Source organism: Nocardiopsis sp. iso_25, from assembly GCF_056173305.1.
Genome location: NZ_CM149667.1, coordinates 4,043,403 through 4,063,165, shown reverse-complemented (window position 1 = coordinate 4,063,165; position 19,763 = coordinate 4,043,403). Strand labels below are relative to the sequence as shown.

Here is a 19,763-nt window from a genome sequence, read left to right as displayed (position 1 = left end):
CACCACAGGAGCGGTGCGGGAGCGGCCTCGGGCCGTTCGCGCCCCGGTCCGTTCGCGTTCGGCTCGGCTCGGCTCGCGCCCGGCGTGTTCGCGCCCGGTCCCGTTCGTGTCCCGCTCCTGCTCCGCACCGGCACGTTCGCGCCCCGCCTCGTGTGTCGGGAGCGGCGTCCGGGTAGCCGCTTGGCAGAATCCCCGGGGGAGCGGGGCGGGTGCCGGAGACCGCTTCCGACCCCGGGCCGGCGTTCCGGGGGCGCCTCGGTACACGGGACCGGGGCCGACACGTGTGTCAGGTGAGGGGGAGGGCCATGCGTGCTCTGACAGTGGTGCCGTCGCAGGCGGGTTCGGTGCGGGTCAGCGAGGTGGAGGCGCCCGTGCCGGGCGCGGGGGAGTTGCTCGTCGACGGCATCGCGCTGGGGATCTGCGGCACCGACCGCGAGATCGCGGCCGCCGAGTACGGCGAGGCGCCGCCCGGCCACGAGCGCCTGGTCCTGGGGCACGAGTCGCTGGGCCGGGTGCGCGAGGCCCCCGACGACAGCGGCTTCTCCGCGGGCGACCTGGTGGTGGGGGTGGTGCGCAGGCCCGACCCCGTGCCGTGCGGGGCCTGTGCGCACGGCGAGTTCGACATGTGCCGCAACGGCCGGTTCACCGAGCGCGGCATCAAGCAGCTCCACGGCTACGGCTCCCAGCAGTGGACGGTGGAGGCCGACTACGCGGTCCGGCTCGACCCGTCGCTGGAGCGCGTGGGCGTGCTGATGGAGCCGACCACGGTCGTGGCCAAGGCGTGGGACCAGATCGACCGGATCGGCGGACGCGCCTGGTTCGAGCCGCGCCGACTGCTCGTCACCGGCGCCGGGCCGATCGGCCTGCTCGCCGCAATGATCGGCGTCCAGCGCGGTCTGGACGTGCACGTGCTGGACCGGGTGGAGCACGGGGTCAAACCCGAGCTGGTGGCCGCCCTCGGCGCGACCTACCACACGGGGGGCGTCGCCGAGGTCGCGGCCACGGGTGAGCCGGACGTGGTCATCGAGGCCACCGGCGCCTCCGGTGTCATCCTCGACGCGATGGCCCACAACGCGGCCTACGGGATCGTGTGCCTCACCGGCATCTCGTCGGGCGGGCACACGATCGACGTCGACGCGGGGGAGATCAACCGTCGGCTGGTCCTGGAGAACGACGTGCTCTTCGGGTCGGTCAACGCCAACCTGCGCCACTACGAGATGGCCGCGCGGGCGCTGGCGCGGGCCGACCACTCCTGGCTGGAGCGGGTGATCACCCGGCGGCTGCCGTTGGAGCGCGCGCACGAGGCGTTCGAACCCGGCGGCGACGACGTCAAGACCGTCATCGAGCTGTGAGCCGCCGCGTCCGGCGGACTCCGGTGCGCCCTACCGCCGCGAGTCGGGGACGACCCGGAGCACGGGCCTGTCGGCGGGGGCCGCGGTTCCCGACCCCGTGCCGGTGCGGGCGGTGATGGAGAGTCCGAACATCAGCGCGTGCAGTTCGGAGAGGGGGATGTGCAGCGCGGCGGCCACCGAGGCCGGGGTGCGGCCGGTGCTGCGCAGCAGGGCGAAGACCTTGGGCAGCACCTGTGAGGTCTCGCGGGCGATGCCGTCCGGTTCGGCCGAGCGGTAGCCCAGTTCGGCGAGCTGGCGGCAGGTGGAGCGGTACTGCCAGTCCGTGAGCAGCCCCACGTCGTGGAGCCGGTGGGCCAGGGCCATCGCCGACACCCGCCAGATCGCCTTGGCCTTGATGACCTGGTCGATCTGGGCGCCCGCGGGCATGCGGGCCACGACGTCGGCGCGGGGCATGAGGAAGGCGCTGGCGAACTGGTTGGCCTCGCGTTCGGCCCCGGGGCCGCTGGAGGGGCGTTCGTGGCCGTGCATGACCAGGTGGCCGAGTTCGTGCGCGGCGTCGAAGCGGCCCCGCTCGCCGCTCTTGCCGGTGTTGAGGAAGACGTAGGGCACCGCGTCGCGCCAGAAGCTGAAGGCGTCCACCTCCCGGTGCTCGGTGTCCAGGGAGAAGACCCGGATCCCGTGCGCCTCCAGCAGGTGCACCATGTTGGGGGCCGCGGTGTCGCCCAGTTCCCAGAGCGAGCGGACCATCTCCGCGGCGGCCTCGGGGGAGGGCCTGCCGTAGGTGGGGACCGAGGGCTCGGGCAGGGCGAGGCGCCGCCCGATCCAGTCGTTGAGCTCGATGGCCAGGGCGGCCTGGGAGCGCACGGCCTTCTGTTTGCGCATCGAGGTCTTGGTCCTGGCCCGGAAGGCCACGGCCTCGGAGGGGACCTCCTCGACCTCGTCGGCGGTGAAGAACGCCGCGGGGAACCCGAGGGCGCCCGCGATGGCGGCGAGCGTGTCCGCCGTGGGGACGGCGTGCGCGTTCTCGTAACCCGACAGGCTCTGCTGCGAGATCCCGCTCATCCGTGCCAACCGGGCGAGGGTGAGTCCCCTGCGCTCCCGGGCGAGCCGGATGCGTGACGGCGTGACCATGGTGTGCGGCTGCCTTGTCGTTGTCCACGGCCCGGCGGGCGCGGACCCGCCGGGCACGGTCGTCGTTAGCGGAAGTTGACGGGGACGTCGAGTCCCTCCGGCTCCTCGTCGCCCTCCGGGAGGGCCACGGTCCCGATCTCCAGGGCGGGGAGCGGGACGCGCTCGTGCCACCCGGTGATGTAGCCCCGTGCGTTGGGCGGGTGGGGCCGGGACAACTCACTATGCCAGAAGACGCGGCCGTCCCCGGCGTCGTCCACACGGTGGACCAGGAGCACCCACACCTCCAGTTCCTCGCAGCCGTCGAGGGACACCTCGTTGTGCCTGGTCGGGGGTGTCTCGGGGAACAGGGTGAGCTGTTCGTGTTCGCCGTGCCCGGTGAGCAGGCGCTGGCCCTTGGGGCCGCGCGGGTGCCGGTTGCGGGGTACGGCTGCCGGGTTCGGGCTGCCGGTGTGGTGGTCGCCGCTCAGGGTCTGGATGGCGGTGGTGCGTTCGGCGTCGACCGTGAGTTCGATCTGCAGGAGGCGGGCGTTGTCCCAGCCGTGGTGGAGCTTCTGCTCGTCCCGCAGCGCGGCGAGCCGCCAGCGGTGGGCGTACTGGGAGGGGGCGTCCACCCCGTGGCTCGGGGTGGCGCTGCGCCAGCCCTCCTCGCCCCGGCGCAGGGCCTTCTCCAGGATTCTCCAGGACGTTCCGATCCGGGCCAGCCGGTCGTCTCGATGGTGGGGGTCGATGAGCACAGAGCACCCTCCGGGAGTCTCAGCGTGAAGAAACACTACCGCGATCGTGGTCGGAGATCTTCGGGTTCGGGTCGTGGTGCGTGGGCTTCCCCCAGTGTGCGGACGACCGTCGACAGTCCGCGCGGGCCGCCGGGGCGCGATCGGTCGGCGCCGTGCCGTTCCGGTCGCGGAAGAATCCGTCCGTGTTCCGGCCGGAGTCGGAGAAACCGTCGCCTTTTCGCGCGGGGCCGTTTTCCCTTTCCCCGGCCCGCTCCTTTCCTGGTCAGGTGCGCACGTCGTCACCGAGCGGAGAAAACGCAGGCCCGGCGGGTGTATCGGTGGAACCACGTGTCGTGCGCGAGGGTGTGTTGACAGCCCCCGCGGGGCGTCCGATATTCGGTGTCCAGCGCGCTGGAAGACAAACCCCCGCATTTCGCGCACCCCCAAGGAGAATGAGATGGGATCACCACTGGCACGCCGAACGGCGTCCGTCCTCCTCGGCCTGGCGACGGTCGCCGCCCTCGCCCCCGGGACGGCCGCCGCCGACCCCGTGCGGGTCCTGGGCGGGACGGGGCCCTACGACGCCGAGTACGTCACCACCCTGCGCCTGCGCGACCACACCGTCTACCGGCCCGTGGACCTGCCCGAGGACGAGCGGCTGCCCATCGTGGCCTGGGGCAACGGCGCCTGCCGGGCCGACGGGACGTGGTTCGAGAACATCCTCACCGAGTTCGCCTCGCACGGCTTCCTGGTCATCGCCAACGGCCGCCCCGGCGGCTTCGGCAGCACCGACCCCGAGATGCTCACCGAGGCGGTCGACTGGGCGATCGAGGAGAACGACCGCCTGTTCAGCGAGTACCGGGGCCACATCGACACCGACAGCGTCGCGATCATGGGCCAGTCCTGCGGCGGCCTGGAGACCTACGAGGTCGCCGACGACCCGCGCGTGGACACCACCGTGCTGTGGAACAGCGGCCTGCTGACCGACCGCGACAACGACCTGCTGGAGGACCTGCACGCCCCCGTCGCCTACTTCACCGGCGGCCCCGGCGACATCGCCTACGAGAACGCCCTGGACGACTACGCACGGCTGCCGCAGGGGCTGCCCGCCTTCATCGGCCACCTCGACGTCGGCCACTACGGCACCTTCGCCGAGCCCGACGGCGGTGAGTACGGCCGCGTCGGCGTCGCCTGGCTGGAGTGGCAGCTCAAGGGCGACCAGGGGGCCCGGCAGGAGTTCGTCGGCGACGACTGCGGCCTGTGCTCCACCGAGTGGGACACCGACAGCAAGAACCTCGGGTAGGCCACCGGCCCCCGCGCTCCCGGACGGGCGACCGCCGTCCGGGAACGCGCGCCCGAGGAGAGCGCGGGGGACTTGGGGCGCGCACACGGGCGAACGGCTGCACACGGTCCGTCCGGTGGCGGAGGGGGTGTCAGCGCGGTTCCGGGCCGTGTTCTGGGAGGCGGTGCTCAGTCCTGGTCGGTGACGCTGTCGGTGCCCCGGCTCTGGCGCTGTATCCCGATTCCCGAGCTGGACGCGGTCCAGCTGGCGAGGATGTCCATAGCCCGCCGTGACGGCGAGTCGGCCTCAGTGGTGTAGATGAACAGTGTGGTGTCGGTGTCGCCGGGCGGGTTGAGGGTCTCGTACTCGACGGTCAGGTCGCCGACGAGTGAGTGGCGAAGACGCTTCGAGCCGTGGGTGCGCTGGTGCACCCGATGCTGCTCCCACCACCGGTCGAACTCGCGGCTGTGTTCGCGCAACTCGGCGACGAGCGCGATGGTGGCGCGGTCGTCGGGATCTCGGCCGACCTCGAACCGCAGGCTCTCGACCGCTGCGCGGGCCTGGTCGTCCCAGTCCACGAACAGCGTGCGGGCCTCCTCGTCGAGGAATATCCAGCGCGCGTAGTTGCGGTGGGCGGGAGGCATGCCTTCGAAGTCGGCGAAAAGCGCTGCGCCCATCCTGTTGACCGCCAACACGTCGGTGCGACGTCCAAGGACGAGCGCGGGTTCGCCGTCGAGGGCGTCGAGGAGCTGGTGGAGCCCTGGACGCACGCGTTGGACGCCAGGGGCCCGTCGCCGGGTCGGTGCCGCCGTCACCCCGATGAGGTCTTCCAGGTGTGTCCGTCCTGCGGCGTCGAGTCCGAGCGCGTGACCGATCGCCTCGATCACGGCAGGGGAGGGCGTGATACGCCGACCCTGCTCAAGACGAGCGTAGTAGTCGGTGGACACCCCGGCCAGCAGTGCGACCTCCTCGCGCCGCAGCCCGGGGACGCGGCGTATGCGCCCGTCGGGCGGCAGTCCCGCACGTGACGGGTCGCCCTGGCTCCGAGCACGGCGTAGGAAATCGGCGAGTTCGCGATTCGTCTGTGCCACGACCCCATTATCCACGGGGTCGGCAGAATCCACCTGGGCCGCTTGCGACCGGACCTCCGAGTCCTAGGTTCCGGCGTGCGAGGTCGCACAGGGCCCGAGATCAGTTCCCGCGGCCTTGTGCCGTGAACCAGTCTTGGAGTCACGCCGGCACGGGACACCACCCGTCGGCGTCTCCCCGAACTCCGAGATTGAGGATGATCATGAGTTTCCCGTCGAATCGCCCGTCGACCTGGTTCGTGACCGGTACCTCTCGCGGCCTGGGCCTTGAGCTGGTCACCCAGTTGCTCAAGCGCGGCGACAACGTCGCGGCGACCACCAGATCCACCGACCGGCTGCTGTCGGCGATCGGCGATAGCGTCGACACGTCGCGGCTGCTCCCCCTGGCCGTCGATCTGCGAAACGATGCTGCTGTCAAGCAGGCCGTCGACCAGGCCGTCGCCCGCTTCGGCGCCCTCGACGCCGTTGTCAACAACGCTGGCTACGGCTACCTGGCCGCGGTCGAGGAAACCGACCCCGCCGACGTCCGCGACATGCTCGACGTCCAGGTCGTCGGCGTGTGGAACGTCCTGCGTGCCACCGTGCCGGTTCTGCGTCAGCAGAAGAGCGGTCACATCGTCAACGTCTCCTCTGTGCTCGGGCTGGTCTCCCTTCCGGGGTGGGCGCTCTACTGTGCCGGCAAGTTCGCGTTGGAAGGCCTCAGCGAGGCCCTCGCCGGTGAGGTCGCCGACTTCGGCGTCAAGGTCACCATCGTCGAGCCCGGCTATTTCCGCACCGACTTCCTCACCCGGGACTCCCTCGCGCTGCCCGCCCAGACCACCGAGGCCTACCCGGGCATCCGTGAAATGGTCGAAAACCACCTGAACCTACAGGGCAGCCAGCTCGGCGACCCGGTCAAGGGCGCCACGGCGATCATCGAGCGGGTCGTGAGCGGCGCCGAGGGCCCGCTGCGCCAGGTGCTCGGCTCGGACTCGCACGCCTTTGTCACCGACAAGGTCGAGGCCCTGCGCGCGAACCTCGACGCCACCGCGCGGACCGCGCCCCTCACCGACCATCCCGCTGCCTGACTCTCCGACACCCGCACCAGCTGAGGGGTGGACCTTGTCGGCGGTGCGCCATGACCGGTCTCCGCCGGATCCGCCCCTCGGTGAAGGCCCGGTCGATCTCCTTGGTGCGTTCAGCTTCCGGTGCGGGTGGGGCGCGGGGCCCGGCCGGAGGTCGCGTGCTGCCACGGCGGGCGGCGCGGGGGTGTTGGCGGCGAGGGTGGGGACCGTCCATGGATCCTTGCGGTTTCGTGCGGACGTGAACTGCCCTCGGCAGACACACTCCGTTTCTCAGGGATGACTGTGCGAGTGGACGGCTGTGAACATGCGTGTGCGCGATAGTGGTTGGCCCTATTCACAACTTCTGTGTATGGTGAGAACACAGCGAAGCTCAACGGGTCTCGCGAGGACGGGCGTGTATGCGCGTTCCTGTCTCCGTCCCTGCCCGCCGAGCGCATCCGCCCGGTGGGCGGCGCACATCCCGGCAGCGCCCCGTGCTGCCCCCTGCACACAGACCGGAGCACACCATGACCTCGCCCCAGCCGCCCTACGGCCCGCCGCCCCCGCCCGCCAACCGGGGCATGTCCACCGGGAAGAAGGTCGGACTCGGCTGCGGCGGATGCCTCGGCGTCCTCCTCTTCCTGTTCCTGCTCGTCGGGTGCGTGGCCGTGCTGGGCGGGGACGACCTCGACAGCGGGGCCTCGGAGCCCTCCGCCACCCGGGAGGAGGCGGGCGGTGAGACCGCCGGAGGGTCCGCTGCTGAGGAGGCCGACGAGGAGACCGCCGCCGCCGAGGAACCGGCCGCGGAGGAGGCTGTCGAGGAGCAGCCCGCGGAGGAGGAGCCCGAGACCCCCTCCGGCATCGGTAACGGTATCCACCGCGTCGGCGAGGACATCGAGCCCGGCACGTACACCACTGACGGGCCGGACCCGGACGGCATCCTCCCCATGTGCTACTACGCCCGCCTGTCGGGCCTGTCCGGAGAACTCGACGACATCATCGCCAACAACAACATCGAGGGACCCGGGTCCGTCGTGGTCCAGGAGGGCGACGTCGCCCTGGAACTGTCCGGCGACTGCGAGTGGACGCTGGAGTAAGCGTCTGCGGGCGGGTGCTGGGTCCGATCGCGTCGGCCCTTCCAGCTGCCGTCGCCCTCGGCCTGGGTGAGACCTACACCGTCGAGGTGGGATAGAGCGGACGGCCCGGACGGGGGCCGTCTCCAGCGGACCTCCGGTCGGAGGGCGAGTGGGAACCGACCGGCGGTCCGCGCCTTTCCGTGCGCGGTGCGGCTCTCCTCGTGCCCCCTCCGCGCTACCGCTTCGCGGAGGCGCGGTACCCCGTGTCGCTCACGCGTGGCGGAGCCCGGACACCGAGAATCGAAGGGCACCGGTCGATCACCCTGTGCACTCGTTTGAGTCCCAAGGGTGTCCGTCGGTCCGTCCGCGGCCTGCTGCGCCGCCCCGATCCGCCGAACGAGGGAGGGCCCCTTCCATGTCCGCCGACCGCACACCCGCCGGGTACCGACGCCCGGCACGGTCCGCCGCCGTGGTCCTCGCCGCCGCGCTCACCGCCGGTTCGGCCGCCGCCGCACCGTCCGTCGCAGCAACGGACACCGCACAGGAGCCGATCTGCACCTCCGAGTCCCACCCCGACCTCGCGCGACGGCTCGACGGGGGGATCCGCGAGCGTGTGGACGAGCGGGAGGGGACCGTCGCCGTGGGGGTCTCCGCGCACGGCGGCGACCTCACCTGCGGACTCGACCCCGACGCGGAGTTCGACGCGGCCAGCGTCGGCAAGGTCGTCGTCCTCGGTGCGCTGCTGCGCACCGCCATGGACGAGAACCGGGAGCTCACCGCTGAGGAGAGGGACCTGGTGACGGCCATGATCACCGTCTCGGACAACGACGCCGCCACGGAGCTGCGCAACCGGATCGGCGCCGAGCGCATCCAGCGGTTCCTGGATCTGGCGGGTATGGACGCCACGAAACCGGACCCCGAGGGCTACGTCGGGCTGATGGGGATCACCGTCTCCGACCAGCTCACCCTGCTCCGCCTGCTGCGCACCGACAACGACGTGCTCGGTCAGGGGGAGCGCGAGTTCGCGCGCGGCCTCATGGGCGACATCATCGGGGAACAGCGCTGGGGTGTGCCCTCGGGAGCACCCGCCGACGCCGAGGTCCACCTCAAGAACGGCTGGCTGCCCCACACCGACACCGGCCTCTGGCGGGTGCACAGCATCGGCGGCTTCCGCGACACCCCGGTGGGCGACTACGACATCGTCGTCCTGACCGACGACAACGACGGAATGCGGTACGGGGTGGACACCGTCGAGTCCGTGGCGGCCGAGGTGCACTCCGGCCTCACCGGCCAGGACGTGCGGATCGGGACGCCGCCGACCGACCCGCCGCTGGAGCCCCTGTCCGACGGATCGGACGGCTCCGACGGTTCGGGCCGCGCCTGAACGCAGGCCTCGCTTCACCGCCTGCGGTCCCCGGGGGCCGACCCCGGTCAGGACCCGGCCCGGCTCCGCGGCCAGACCCGGGCCAGCGCCCGGCCCGGCTCCGCGGCGCCCCCGCTCCGGACCTGGCACCGCCAGCGGGGGCGGGACGCCACAATGGAGGACATGTCGCAGCGCAGAACCCGCCACCGCACGTCCCCGCCCCGGCCCGCGGCCGACCCCGAGGCGCCCTGCCCCTGCGGCGGCCCGTCGGTCTACCGGGACTGCTGCGGCCGCCTGCACAGCGGGCGGGCAGCGGCGTCCACCGCCGAACAGCTCATGCGTTCCCGCTACAGCGCCTTCGCCGTCGGCGACCGCGACCACCTCCTGCGGACCTGGCACCCGAGCACCAGGCCGCGGCACCTGGACCTGGATCCCGGCACCGAGTGGGTGCGCCTGGAGATCCTGTCCACCACCGAGGGCACCCCGTTCCACAACGAGGGCACGGTCGCCTTCCGCGCCTCCTACCGCGAGGGCGCCCGCGACGAGGCGCTCGTCGAGAACAGTCGCTTCGTGCGCCACGAGGGCGCCTGGGTCTACCTCGACGCGCTCGCGGACTGAGGGCCCCGCGGACGGCAGGGGCCCGGCGGGCAGCCCTCCGTCCCGGCCGGGCACCCGGTCCCCGACGGCGCGGGCGGGTACCCGCTCCCCGATGGCCCGGGCGGGTGTCCGGGCACCCGCCCGCAGGGCGGTGAAGTCGCCGGGAGCCCAGCGGGCCCCGTCCGTATGGCGGTCCCGTACACGGCCCCGGGGCCCCGGGACCGCCCACCCCGAGGTCAGGCGGCCTCGGCCCCGTAGTCGCTCTCCGGCGTCTCGATCCCGTGCATGCCGTCCTGGCTCACCGTGACGCGGTGCGTGCTGTGGGCGTAGTCGTTCCAGGACTCGCACGTCACACCGGCGTCCTCACCGTGCTCGGCGGTCACCATCTCGGGCATGTCGCACCGCACGTACTCGCCCCGCACCTGCCAGCGCACCAGGTGCTCCACCCGCTCGCGGGTCACCGGCACCGGCGACAGCGTCTGCTCGTACTGGATGAGGACGCCCCCGCTGGTCACCTCCATGTCCCAGGTGAACTCCTCGCCCATGTACACGACGTCGCAGGTCAGGGTGGCTCCGACCTCGGGCTCCAGCTCCGGGCCGGGGCACTCGGCCGTCGCGTCGGGGTCCACGTGGTTGCCCGCCTTGTGCGCCATCTCCATGGCGTTCCAGGCCATGCGCACGTTCATCGGCTCGGCACTCGTGGGCTTCTCCGGCAGGTCCTCGGGGCGGAGCCTGTCGACGCTGTCGGGAACCCCGTCGCGCGTGAACTCGGCCAGGTCCAGCACGACCTTCTCCTCGTCGGCGGCGGCCTCCTCGCCTTCACCGCCGCCGCAGGCCGTCACCGCGAGAAGGAGGGCGCCGACCAGGAGGGAGGCGTTGTGGCGCATACGTAGGGAATTCATGAAAGTCCGTATCAGGTCCGGGGGAGAGAGCGCGACCGCGGCGGGGTGGGACGGCCACGACAGGGCGGAGTTCACGGTAGCGGTTCCGCGACGGAGGGTCGAAGCGGCGCCCGGACCGCGTGAACGGGCGGCGGCACGCGGCGGACAGCGTCAGGTACGGGCGAGGTCACGCTCCGTCCTCCCGGCACGATAGGAAGGAAGCGCGCAACCGACCGAACGCACCCACACGGACACGGAGCCCCACATGACTCCCCAACCTCCCGGCCCCCTCGAACAGGGCGAGGTCCTCCAGGACCTCGCCGGGCGACTGGTCGCGGTCGTCCCGGAGGGCTGGCAACAGCTCACCTACCTGGCCAGGGTGATCGGCGCGTACCGCGCCGACATGCTCGCCGTCCAGGAGGCGGACGGCCAGGTCCGGCAGCTGGAGGTGCCCGGCGGCGTCGGCGACCTGGTCGACACGCTCAAGCGGTCCGGATTCCAGGAGGGCGCGGGCACCTGGCTCTCCATGGTCCTCTCGGTCCACCACTCGCACCGGTTCAACGTCGAGTACAACCACGACACCGAGCCCGACCTGCCGCCCGGGACCAGCCCGCTCATCTACGCCCAGGAACTGGAGCGCTTTCCGCGCGCGCACGACCGCATCCCCGACTGGCTCGGCGCCCGGCTGGAACAGGCGCGCGAACTGGAGCCCGAACGGACGCGCGAGGAGTTCGGCGCGGCCCTGGTGCGGGCGTGCGAGCAGGAGGGGCTGCGCGCCGTCTTCCTGCCGCCGACCCGCCTGCGCGTGTTCGACTTCGGGGGCGCGGTCCTCATGGAGGCCGACATGGGGGACACCTTCGACCAGGCCGTCATCGTCGGGGAGGAGCAGCGGACCGACCTGGCCGCCCGCTTCGCCAGCTTCATGGCCGGCGCCGCGCGTGAGCGGGAGCAGGGCGCCGACGGCTCCTCCGCGGAGTCGCCCTCCACCGGTACGCGGAACGCGGACCCGGCCGGCGCCCCCTCCGCACCGGACCCCGACGACACGGTGGCCGTCTCCCTGGCGGCGGCCTTCGCCGAGGCCGGGGTGGGCGCCGCCTTCCAGGGCGCCGACACGCTCGTCGTCACGCTGCCCGACGGCAACCACGCCAGCGCCGACATCAGCGGACTGCGCGCCGCGCTGAGCGAGGCCGCCCCCGAGCAGATCGCGCACAACACCGCCCAGTTCGCGCGCACGTCCGTCGAACAGCTCAGCCAGGCCACCGGGCAGGGCGGCGGCGACACCGACGGACGCCTCCGGGTGCGCCTCTACCCCGCCTCCGCCTTCCCCGAGGGTGTGCTGGAATCCCTCCTGACCCGCGAGGTCGCCCCTGGGCTGTGGCAGACCGTGGTCGTGGACGCCGCCGACTCGCTGAGGCCGCTGCCCCGCCAGGTGCACGAGCGCTCCGGCCGTCCCGACGGCGAGGTCTTCGCCGAGGCGGTGGCCGCCTCCGTGGCCGAGACCGTCGAGGTCAGCGAGCACGAGGCCGACGGTGCGCGCATCGTGCACATCGGCGGCCAGCACCCCTACGTGGCGGCGCACGCGCACGCCCTCGACCGCTACCTCGGCGACCTGCCGCACGGCGCGCTCGTGGCCTTCCCCGTTCCCGAGGTGCTCCTGGCCCACCCCCTGGGACAGGGCCACCCGATCGCGGCCCTGGACCACATGCAGCAGGTCGCCGAGCGGTTCACCGCCGACGGCGACAAGCCCGTCAGCGCCCAGCTCTACTGGTGGCACCCCGGCTCGCGCTCGCGCGACCAGGGCACGCCGCCCGACCTGCGTCCCGTGGGGGCCAGGATCGACCACGAGCACAGGTCGGTGGAACTGCTGACCTCCGACGAGGAGTTCGGGCCCATGCTCGACTCCCTGATCGGGTAGCTGGCCTGGTAGACCGGGGGAGCCGTCACACGGGCGGCTCCCCGCCGCCCCTTCGCGCCAGCGGCACCGGTCCGCCGTCAGAAAGGACAGTCCTCCTCATGCCCGACGCTCCGTCCCGCGCTCCGCGGCCCCGCCCGGCGCCGCCCCGATCCCCGCGGGACCGCTCGGCCGGGTCCGGCCCGCTCCGGTCCCGCTCCGCTGCGTTCCGCGCGCTCGCGGCCCTCGGCGGCGCGGTCCTCACGGTCGGGCTGGGCGCCTGCACCCCCGAGGCCCCGCCTGAGCGGCCCGTCGACCGCGTCCTGCTCTCACCCACCGCCGACCCCAGCACCTCCCAGACCGTGACCTGGCGCGCCTACGGTGCGCGGGAGGCCTTCCTGGAGATCGGCCCCGAGGACGAGTCGGCGCAACCCACCCGGGTGCAGGGGCGGGCCACGGGAGGGGAGGAGCCCGGTTCCACCTTCACGGCCACGGCCACCGACCTGGAACCGGACACCGCCTACCGCTACCGGATCGGTGCGGACGGCGAAGGCGGCGAAGGCGGTGAAGTCGCCGGAGGGGGCGGCGGGGGCGGTGACGCGGGCGGAGCGGTGAGCGACTGGCGCACCTTCACCACCGCCGCCGAGGGGGCCGAACCCTTCAGCTTCCTGTACTTCGGCGACATCCAGAACGACATCACCGACGAGGCCGCCCCCGTGGTCAGGGCCGGCCTGGAGGCCGCGCCCGACGCCGAGTTGGCCGTGCACTCCGGCGACCTGGTCGACTCCGCCGACAGCGGCTCGGAGTGGGACGAGTGGTTCGACGCCTTCGGCCCGGCCACCGGAAGCATGAACCACGTGGCCACGCCCGGCAACCACGAGTACGACGGCGGACTGAGCGAACACTGGGTTCCGCAGTTCCGCGGCGCGGGCAACGGCCCCGACCAGGGCGCGGACCTGGCCGGGACGGTCTACCACACCGACTACCAGGGCGTGCGGTTCGTGGTGCTCAACTCCAACTACCGCGAGGTGCCTTCGGACGAGACCGAGCGGTGGCTGGACACGCAGCGGCGGTGGCTGGAGGGGGTGCTGGCCGACAACCCCCACGAGTGGACCGTGGTCACCTTCCACCACCCGGTCTTCTCCGCCGACCCCGTCCGCGACAACGCGCCGCTGCGTGAGGCGTGGCTGCCGGTGCTGGAGGAGTACGACGTGGATCTGGTCCTGCAGGGACACGACCACTCCTACACCCGCGGCAACATGGCCGAGCACCGGACCGGCGATTCCGGCACGCACACCGGACCGGTCTACGTGGTCGCGGTGACCGGCCCCAAGACCTACGACGCGGCCGAGGGCAACTGGACCGACAACGGCGCCGAGGTGCGCGTGCAGCGCACCGACACCCAGACCTTCCAGACGGTGTCGGTGGACGGCGACACCCTGGAGTACCGGTCCAGCACAGCCGACGGCCGGCTCGTGGACTCCTTCACCATCGTCCGGGACGGGGACGGCAAGCGCGTCACCGACGGCTCCTGAGGCACCGTCCCCGTCGTACGCGCCCTCGGGGCGGCCGGTGCCGCCCGACCACGGCCGGAGGGCAGCCGGGCCGCGGAGGGTTTCAAGGCATTCGACATCCCGAAGCCGTCACGCGTACGAGGCCGCCGGGCCTACGGCGGTCCGGCGTTCCCCATCCCTCAGGAGGGGGTCTCCCACCGCCCGGCGACCAGGTCGACGGCCTGGTCGGCCAACTCCTCGCCCCACCCCTGCAACTCCAGCAGCGCCTCCCGGAACCGCGCCACCCTCCGGAAGAGGTCCCCGTACCGCCTCTGCTCCTCCACCGGCAGCACCGGGAGCCGCATCCGGGACGGGTCGATCCTCAGGTGGCCCCGCATGCTGCTGCTCATCCGGGTGATGTTCCGGCTCTCCCCGGAGCTGGTGACGAACCCCGCCAGGAACCACGGGTCCACCGCGCCCGGGTTCGTGCGCACCACGTACAGGCCGCCGCCGGGGTAGGCGCCCGCGTCGTCCCCGGTCGCCACCCGCGCGGCGGGTCTCGGAGCCACCGCCGGGATGAGCACGTCGCCCTCCTGGATCGGGGGGTTGCGCATCGGGTCGGCGTCCACCTCCTCCGTGCGCGAGGCCCCCAGCCCGCGGGCCACGTCCTCACCGCTGATCACCCTGGCGCTGGTGCGCGGGCCCGCCTCCTCCGCCGAACGCCGGGGAAGGGGCCGCCGGATCGTCACCGACCCGGCCCGGGCCAGCTCGCCGAGCGTGACCACCCCGACCGCCTCGCCGCCGGGCTCCACCCGCGGCGCCTCGGGCAGGAGCGTGCGCAGCGTACGCAGCGCGCCCTCCAGGCGCGTGCGCCGCTCGGCGAACAGGTCCAGGTCGCCCGCCGCGGCGCGCGGAACCGGAAGGCGCGTGCGGGGGGTCAGGTCGACGTCCTCGTCCAGCAGGTCGGCCACCTCCAGCGCCCGCGCCACCCCCGGGTGCTCGTCGAACCCCTCCGGGTCGGCCAGGTACTCCCGCCAGAGCCGGTCGATCCGGCCGAGGACCCCGCCCGGCGGGCAGGTCTGCCCGGGCTCGTGCGGGGCGGTGTCCACGAGCAGCACGGGAGCGGGGACCGCGTCCCGCTCCGGTCGGCGCAGCACCCACAGCTGGAGGGGAACGGCGTAGTGGGCCGCGAACCCGGGCGGGAGCGAGACCACCGCGCGGAAGGCGCCCGCGCGCAGCAGCGACCGGCGGATGCGCCTCCCCGAGGGGCGCTGGGCGGCGCCCGGGGGCATCAGCACGACCACCGAGCCCCCCGGCCGGGCCAGGGACAGGCAGTGCTGGACCCAGGCCAGGTCGGACTCCAGGCGCGGGGGGACCCCGTACGTCCACCGGGGGTCCTCCGCGAGTTCCTCGACGCCCCAGTTGCGTTCGCCGAAGGGCGGGGCGCACACGACCGCGTCGGCGCCTTCCGCGCCGTCCGGTGCGTTCGGGGCGAACGCGGGCAGGCGCAGCGCGTCGGCCACCCGCAGGTCCGCCTCCCCGGTCAGGGCGCCGGCGAAGGCCAGGCGCAGGGCGGCCAGCCACACCGAGGCCGCGTCCCGGTCCTGGCCCAGCAGGGCGCGCCGTCCACCGCGCGCGGCGGCGAGCAGCAGCCCGCCCCGCCCGCAGGCGGGGTCGGCCACGGTACCGGCGGGACCGTCCCCGTTCCCGGCGCTGTCCTCCTCCGGGGCCGCGGTGTCCTCGGGGCCGGTTGCGGTGTTCCCCGTCCCGGCGTGCTCGCCTCCGCCGTCCTCGCGGGCGGTTCCGGCGTTCCCGGTTCCGGCCAGACCCGCCATGAGGTCGGCCAGCTCGGGCGGGACCGTGTGCGAGCCGGAGGGGGAGCGCTGGTCCAGGCGGCTGAGCAGGCGCTCGAAGGCGGCCCGCGGATCGCTCTCCCACGCGGCGCGCACCGCCGCGTCGGCCAACGGACCCAGGTGGGCGTCCGGAACGGGTTCGGGGCGGCGCGCGGACAGAGCGGCCAGACCCGCGCCTTCGAGGAGATCCTCGAAACTCCACCGGGCGTGCACCGCCAGCGCGGATCCGTCCGGTTCCCCGGCTTCCCCGGTGCCGTGCTTCCCGGCCTCAGGATCGCGGCTCAGGTGCCACAGCAGCACCCCGGCCTGGACGAGCACAGCGTCGACGGGGACGGAGCCGCGCAGGGAGTCCAGAGCCTGCCACAGGCGCTGGTCGGGGTCGATGCTCGGGACCTGGCGGTGGGTGGACAGCCACTCCTCCACCTGCCCCAGGTCGAAGCGGGGGCTGCGGTCGGTGCCCCCCACCGGTTGGGGGAAGTCGTCGTGGCGGCGCCGCCAGTTGCTCACCGCCGTCGGCTTCACGCCCGCGATCCTGGCGATGTCGGCCGAGCTCACCTCCACCTCACCGGTGCCCATGGCTTCCCCACCCGTCCGGGACGACAGCAGACCGGTCACGACTATACACACGCGCCGGGTGAAAACCCTGTTCGCGGACTTCTGATCTGGGGGTCCGTGATGGTTGGGCGGCTTCACAGTAGGACGGGTGTACGCGGGTGAGGAGCGGGTAGCCGTGTCCAGTATCCGGTGAGATGGGCGTGATATCGCGTACGCGTCGGTGTTCCGGCGCCGCGCGATCCCCGCGAAGCGGATCGGACGGGCGACCTGTGGGGGAGTGGGCCGATGTTGGAATGGTGGGAGGCCGCACTCCGGCTCGGCTGCGCGTTCGGACTGGGCGCCCTGGTCGGCGTCGAACGCCAGTGGCGGGCTCGCATGGCCGGCCTTCGTACCAACGCGCTCGTCGCCGTGGGGTCGGCGCTGTTCGTCCTGCTGGCCGCCTACGCCGTGGACGAGGTCAGCCCCACGCGTGTCGCGGCCCAGGTGGTGTCGGGCATCGGCTTCCTCGGCGCGGGCGTCATCCTGCGCGACGGCATCAACATCCGCGGCATCAACACGGCCGCGACGATCTGGTGCGCCGCCGCCGTGGGAGTCCTGGCCGGAAGCGGCGTCTACCTGGTCGCGGCGATGGGCGCGGTGGCGGTGGTGGCCGCCAACGTCCTGCTGCGCCCGGTGGCCCGGCGGCTGCAGAAGAGTTCGCCCGCCAACTCCAAGGACGAGGAGACCGTCTACCGGATCCGGATCGTGTGCACGAACGCCCAGGACCCCCACGTACGGGCCCTGCTGCTCCAGGCGCTGTCCGAAACCGAGTTCACACTGCGCTCCCTGGACTGCCGCCACCTGGACGAGGGCGAGGACCTGGTGTCCGTGTACGCCGACGTCTTCGCGGGCGCACGCCAGGACGAAGCCGTGGAACAGCTGGTCAGGAGGCTCAGCCTGGAGCCGGAGGTCTCGTCCGTGCGCTGGCAGGAGCTGGCCGAGGACGCGGAGTGAGGGAACCGGTCGCTCCCAGCGGGCACCCCGGACAGGGGCGGCCCCCGCGGAGGTTCTGCGCCGGAGTTCCTCACCCCGTCGGTCCCTCCGTGTCTTCCGCGGGTTCCTCCCGTGCGCTTTCCGGACTCCCTTCTCCGGAGGTGCCGGAACGCCCTTCCTTCCGGCTCCCGCTCGGATCGTCCTCCGGTTCCGGCGCGGGTGCGGCGGGGAGGTCCGGAACCTGTTCACGCCCGGCATCGGGCACCGCGGCTGCGGCCCCCACGGGCACCGGGGGCGCCTCGCCCGGTCCGGGGACCGGAGCCGGTGCGGGCAGTCCGTTCCGCGTCGACCGCGCCGCGGGCCGCTCGTCCCGCCGGGAGCGCCAGACGAAGAACAGCCACACCGCCAGGGACAGCACACCGAAGCCCGCGAACAGGACCAGGGTGTTGACGAGGGACTCGGGGACGGTCTGCGCCGAGACCTGGGCCGGGTGCATGTGCATCAGGTAGACGAAGAGGAACAGGCCCGGCAGGTACACCGCCGCCCAGGGAACGGCGCCCCAGCTCCAGAGCCGGTACCCGTCCAGGAACTTCATCGGCAGGAGCCCGAAGACGACGGTCTGCACGCCCAGCAGCACGGTGGAGAACAGGGCCTTGTCGGCCAGCCGCAGCACGAAGGAGGCGTCCTCCCGCTGCGCCGCGGGGCTCAACGCGCTCCAGACCAGGTAGCAGGCCGCGCTCAGGACGAGGATGAAGACCGCGCCCAGCATCGTCGCCCGCCCCTCGCGCACGCGCGCGAAGTCCTCCCGCACGCGCACCGGCATGTCGAGCCGCGACCGCCGGTCGACTACCGCCGCGAACCCGGCGATCAGCCCGTAGAAGTACCCCGGTTCGAAGTCCAGGGCGGCTGAGAGCGCCGAGCACAGCGCCACGATGGCCAGGCCCGTCGGCAGGACCTCGAACCGGCCCCGGACGCCGGACCACGCTGTATCCCGGTCGTCGACGATCCCGGCGTAGAAGGCGGTGACGAAGAAGACCGCCACCAGCAGACCCAGGAAGTCCAGCAGCGGAGTCGCCTGCGGGCCCGGGTTCCAGTTCAACAGGACCGGCAGCGCCGCGGCCGCCACCCAGAACACGAGGAAGGCCAGGACCGAACGCAGGGTGAAGACCGCCCGAGGCCTGCCCCGCCGCCCCGCCAGGGCCGCCCGCACACCGTTCCACCACTGGCGCACCCGCCCCTGGTTGGCCTCCACCGACTTGTTGAAGATGTCGGAGGGGAACCCGACCATGAGCATGAGGGCACCGGCCGCCACCGCGCTCGCGCCCAGGGCGAGGAGCAGGGTCTGGGGGTCCGTGCGCAGCTCGTCCACGCGGGGGAGGCCAGGGTCCTGCACGGCCACGGCCACGGGCGCCGGTGCGGCCGGGGCTGCGGCGAACCCGGTGATGACGGGGACGTCCACCCATCCCGGGGTGAACTCGTGTTCCCGGACCAGTGTGAGAACGTGCAGGCCCGGTTCCGTTCCCTCGGGTACCAGCACCTGCCCGGTACTGCCCGTGCCCGACAGCTCCACCGGCTCGCCGTCCAGCTCAGCCCGCAGCTCCTCCATCACCGGGGTGGTCTGGTCGCCCGCGACGTACTCCTCGGTGTTCAGGTCGAGCGGGACCACCCCGTCCTCCACCACGGGGGAGAACCGGTCCACGAAGAACTCCGCCCCTCCGCCGCTCTGGCTCACCGAGGTGAGGTTGAGCCCGGTCAGCGCGGCCCGCTCCCACTCGCCGCCGGGAGCCAGGCAGTCGATCCGTACGCGCGCGGCGCCGTAGACGAACTCGCGGAAGGGCTCGACGATCTCCACGACCAGGTCATCGGGGGCGGCGTAGTACACGTCGGTTCGGAGGGGCTCCACGGTCACCCACTCCTGGGAGCCCATCTCCGTCACGGCGACCGTCACCCGGACTCCCCGGCTCCCCTCGCCATCGGTGCCGCCTGCGCCCTCCGGGAGGGCGCAGGGTTCGGCGTCCCGCAGGGCGAACAGGTAGGCGGTGTCCTCACCGTTGCCGAAGAGGTGGCCGGTGACGCCCTGGGCGTCAGGCACGGTCTCCACGGGGTCGAAGAGCGTGCCCAACTCCTCCTCGAAGACCACGTCGGGAGCCGCGACGAGGTCAGCGCTCTCGCCGTCGTTCTCCGAGGCCCACGCGGCGGAGCCGGTCCCCAGACAGAAGAGGACTGACAGGGTCGTGAGGGCGGTGAGTCGCTGGCTCCGGCCCGGAGGCCGCTCTTCGGTCGCTCGATACCGACTTCCCCAGGTACGCGTCATGGCTGCTCCCGGCTGATTCAGTTAGTGGGGGACGTTTCCCATCATGAACGGTTTCGGAGTTCTGCGCGGGAAAATGGCCTGATGCGGCCTCGGAGTGAATGCGAAGTACGTCCGTGGCATCCTGACATCCGACGTGATTGGCGCGTCGGTGCTCTGTCC

Annotated in this window: 15 protein-coding genes; 9 read left to right on the top strand and 6 right to left on the bottom strand. The window is 72.8% G+C overall.

Translation table 11 applies throughout. The annotated features are described in order from the left end of the window. Nucleotides 1–305 precede the first annotated feature (305 nt). Nucleotides 306–1,352 (top strand): glucose 1-dehydrogenase, encoded by a 1,047-nt coding sequence (locus tag AC0VX6_RS17530; protein WP_274973754.1) that lies wholly within the window; start codon nucleotides 306–308, stop codon nucleotides 1,350–1,352. Between the two features lie 30 nt (nucleotides 1,353–1,382). Here the strand turns inward: AC0VX6_RS17530 and AC0VX6_RS17525 are convergent, their stop codons facing one another. Next, complete coding sequence (locus AC0VX6_RS17525; protein ID WP_475465270.1) at nucleotides 1,383–2,483, bottom strand: helix-turn-helix domain-containing protein; 1,101 nt, start codon at nucleotides 2,481–2,483, stop codon at nucleotides 1,383–1,385. A gap of 65 nt (nucleotides 2,484–2,548) precedes the next feature. Beyond that, nucleotides 2,549–3,217: a hypothetical protein gene (locus AC0VX6_RS17520; RefSeq protein ID WP_274973752.1), complete on the bottom strand. Its 669-nt coding sequence runs from the start codon at nucleotides 3,215–3,217 to the stop codon at nucleotides 2,549–2,551. Between the two features lie 436 nt (nucleotides 3,218–3,653). Here AC0VX6_RS17520 and AC0VX6_RS17515 point away from each other — a divergent pair, with 436 nt between their 5' ends. Further along, nucleotides 3,654–4,499, top strand: coding sequence for an alpha/beta hydrolase (locus AC0VX6_RS17515; RefSeq protein ID WP_274973751.1), 846 nt, complete (start codon nucleotides 3,654–3,656; stop codon nucleotides 4,497–4,499). 167 nt (nucleotides 4,500–4,666) lie between these two features. Here the strand turns inward: AC0VX6_RS17515 and AC0VX6_RS17510 are convergent, their stop codons facing one another. Next, entirely contained in the window at nucleotides 4,667–5,569 is a 903-nt protein-coding gene (locus AC0VX6_RS17510) for a helix-turn-helix domain-containing protein (RefSeq protein ID WP_274973750.1), read from the bottom strand. Nucleotides 5,570–5,769: 200 nt separating this feature from the next. On the opposite strand from AC0VX6_RS17510, the gene AC0VX6_RS17505 reads away from it, so the two are divergent. The 4 genes from AC0VX6_RS17505 (at nucleotide 5,770) to AC0VX6_RS17490 (ending at nucleotide 9,666) form a co-directional block, all read left to right on the top strand. Then, complete coding sequence (locus tag AC0VX6_RS17505) at nucleotides 5,770–6,633, top strand: SDR family oxidoreductase (RefSeq protein ID WP_274973749.1); 864 nt, start codon at nucleotides 5,770–5,772, stop codon at nucleotides 6,631–6,633. Nucleotides 6,634–7,136: 503 nt separating this feature from the next. Next, nucleotides 7,137–7,706 (top strand): hypothetical protein, encoded by a 570-nt coding sequence (locus tag AC0VX6_RS17500; protein ID WP_475465267.1) that lies wholly within the window; start codon nucleotides 7,137–7,139, stop codon nucleotides 7,704–7,706. Nucleotides 7,707–8,100: 394 nt separating this feature from the next. After that, entirely contained in the window at nucleotides 8,101–9,069 is a 969-nt protein-coding gene (locus AC0VX6_RS17495) for a serine hydrolase (RefSeq protein WP_475465266.1), read from the top strand. Between the two features lie 162 nt (nucleotides 9,070–9,231). Beyond that, complete coding sequence (locus AC0VX6_RS17490) at nucleotides 9,232–9,666, top strand: YchJ family protein (protein WP_274973746.1); 435 nt, start codon at nucleotides 9,232–9,234, stop codon at nucleotides 9,664–9,666. Nucleotides 9,667–9,881: 215 nt separating this feature from the next. Here AC0VX6_RS17490 and AC0VX6_RS17485 read toward each other — a convergent pair whose 3' ends face one another. Then, nucleotides 9,882–10,547 (bottom strand): hypothetical protein, encoded by a 666-nt coding sequence (locus tag AC0VX6_RS17485; RefSeq protein ID WP_475465265.1) that lies wholly within the window; start codon nucleotides 10,545–10,547, stop codon nucleotides 9,882–9,884. A gap of 244 nt (nucleotides 10,548–10,791) precedes the next feature. Between AC0VX6_RS17485 and AC0VX6_RS17480 the strand changes: the two genes are divergently transcribed. Then, a complete protein-coding gene (locus AC0VX6_RS17480; protein WP_475465263.1) occupies nucleotides 10,792–12,441 on the top strand; it encodes a serine/threonine-protein kinase in 1,650 nt (549 codons plus the stop codon). A gap of 98 nt (nucleotides 12,442–12,539) precedes the next feature. Continuing rightward, nucleotides 12,540–13,952 (top strand): purple acid phosphatase family protein, encoded by a 1,413-nt coding sequence (locus AC0VX6_RS17475; protein ID WP_475465261.1) that lies wholly within the window; start codon nucleotides 12,540–12,542, stop codon nucleotides 13,950–13,952. 158 nt (nucleotides 13,953–14,110) lie between these two features. Here the strand turns inward: AC0VX6_RS17475 and AC0VX6_RS17470 are convergent, their stop codons facing one another. Next, nucleotides 14,111–16,339: an N-6 DNA methylase gene (locus AC0VX6_RS17470; protein WP_475465259.1), complete on the bottom strand. Its 2,229-nt coding sequence runs from the start codon at nucleotides 16,337–16,339 to the stop codon at nucleotides 14,111–14,113. Between the two features lie 264 nt (nucleotides 16,340–16,603). Between AC0VX6_RS17470 and AC0VX6_RS17465 the strand changes: the two genes are divergently transcribed. After that, on the top strand, nucleotides 16,604–17,311 hold the full coding sequence (locus AC0VX6_RS17465; protein WP_274973741.1) for an MgtC/SapB family protein: 708 nt from the start codon (nucleotides 16,604–16,606) through the stop codon (nucleotides 17,309–17,311). A gap of 70 nt (nucleotides 17,312–17,381) precedes the next feature. Here the strand turns inward: AC0VX6_RS17465 and AC0VX6_RS17460 are convergent, their stop codons facing one another. Beyond that, nucleotides 17,382–19,604: an FGLLP motif-containing membrane protein gene (locus tag AC0VX6_RS17460; protein WP_475465257.1), complete on the bottom strand. Its 2,223-nt coding sequence runs from the start codon at nucleotides 19,602–19,604 to the stop codon at nucleotides 17,382–17,384. Between the last annotated feature and the right edge of the window lie 159 nt (nucleotides 19,605–19,763).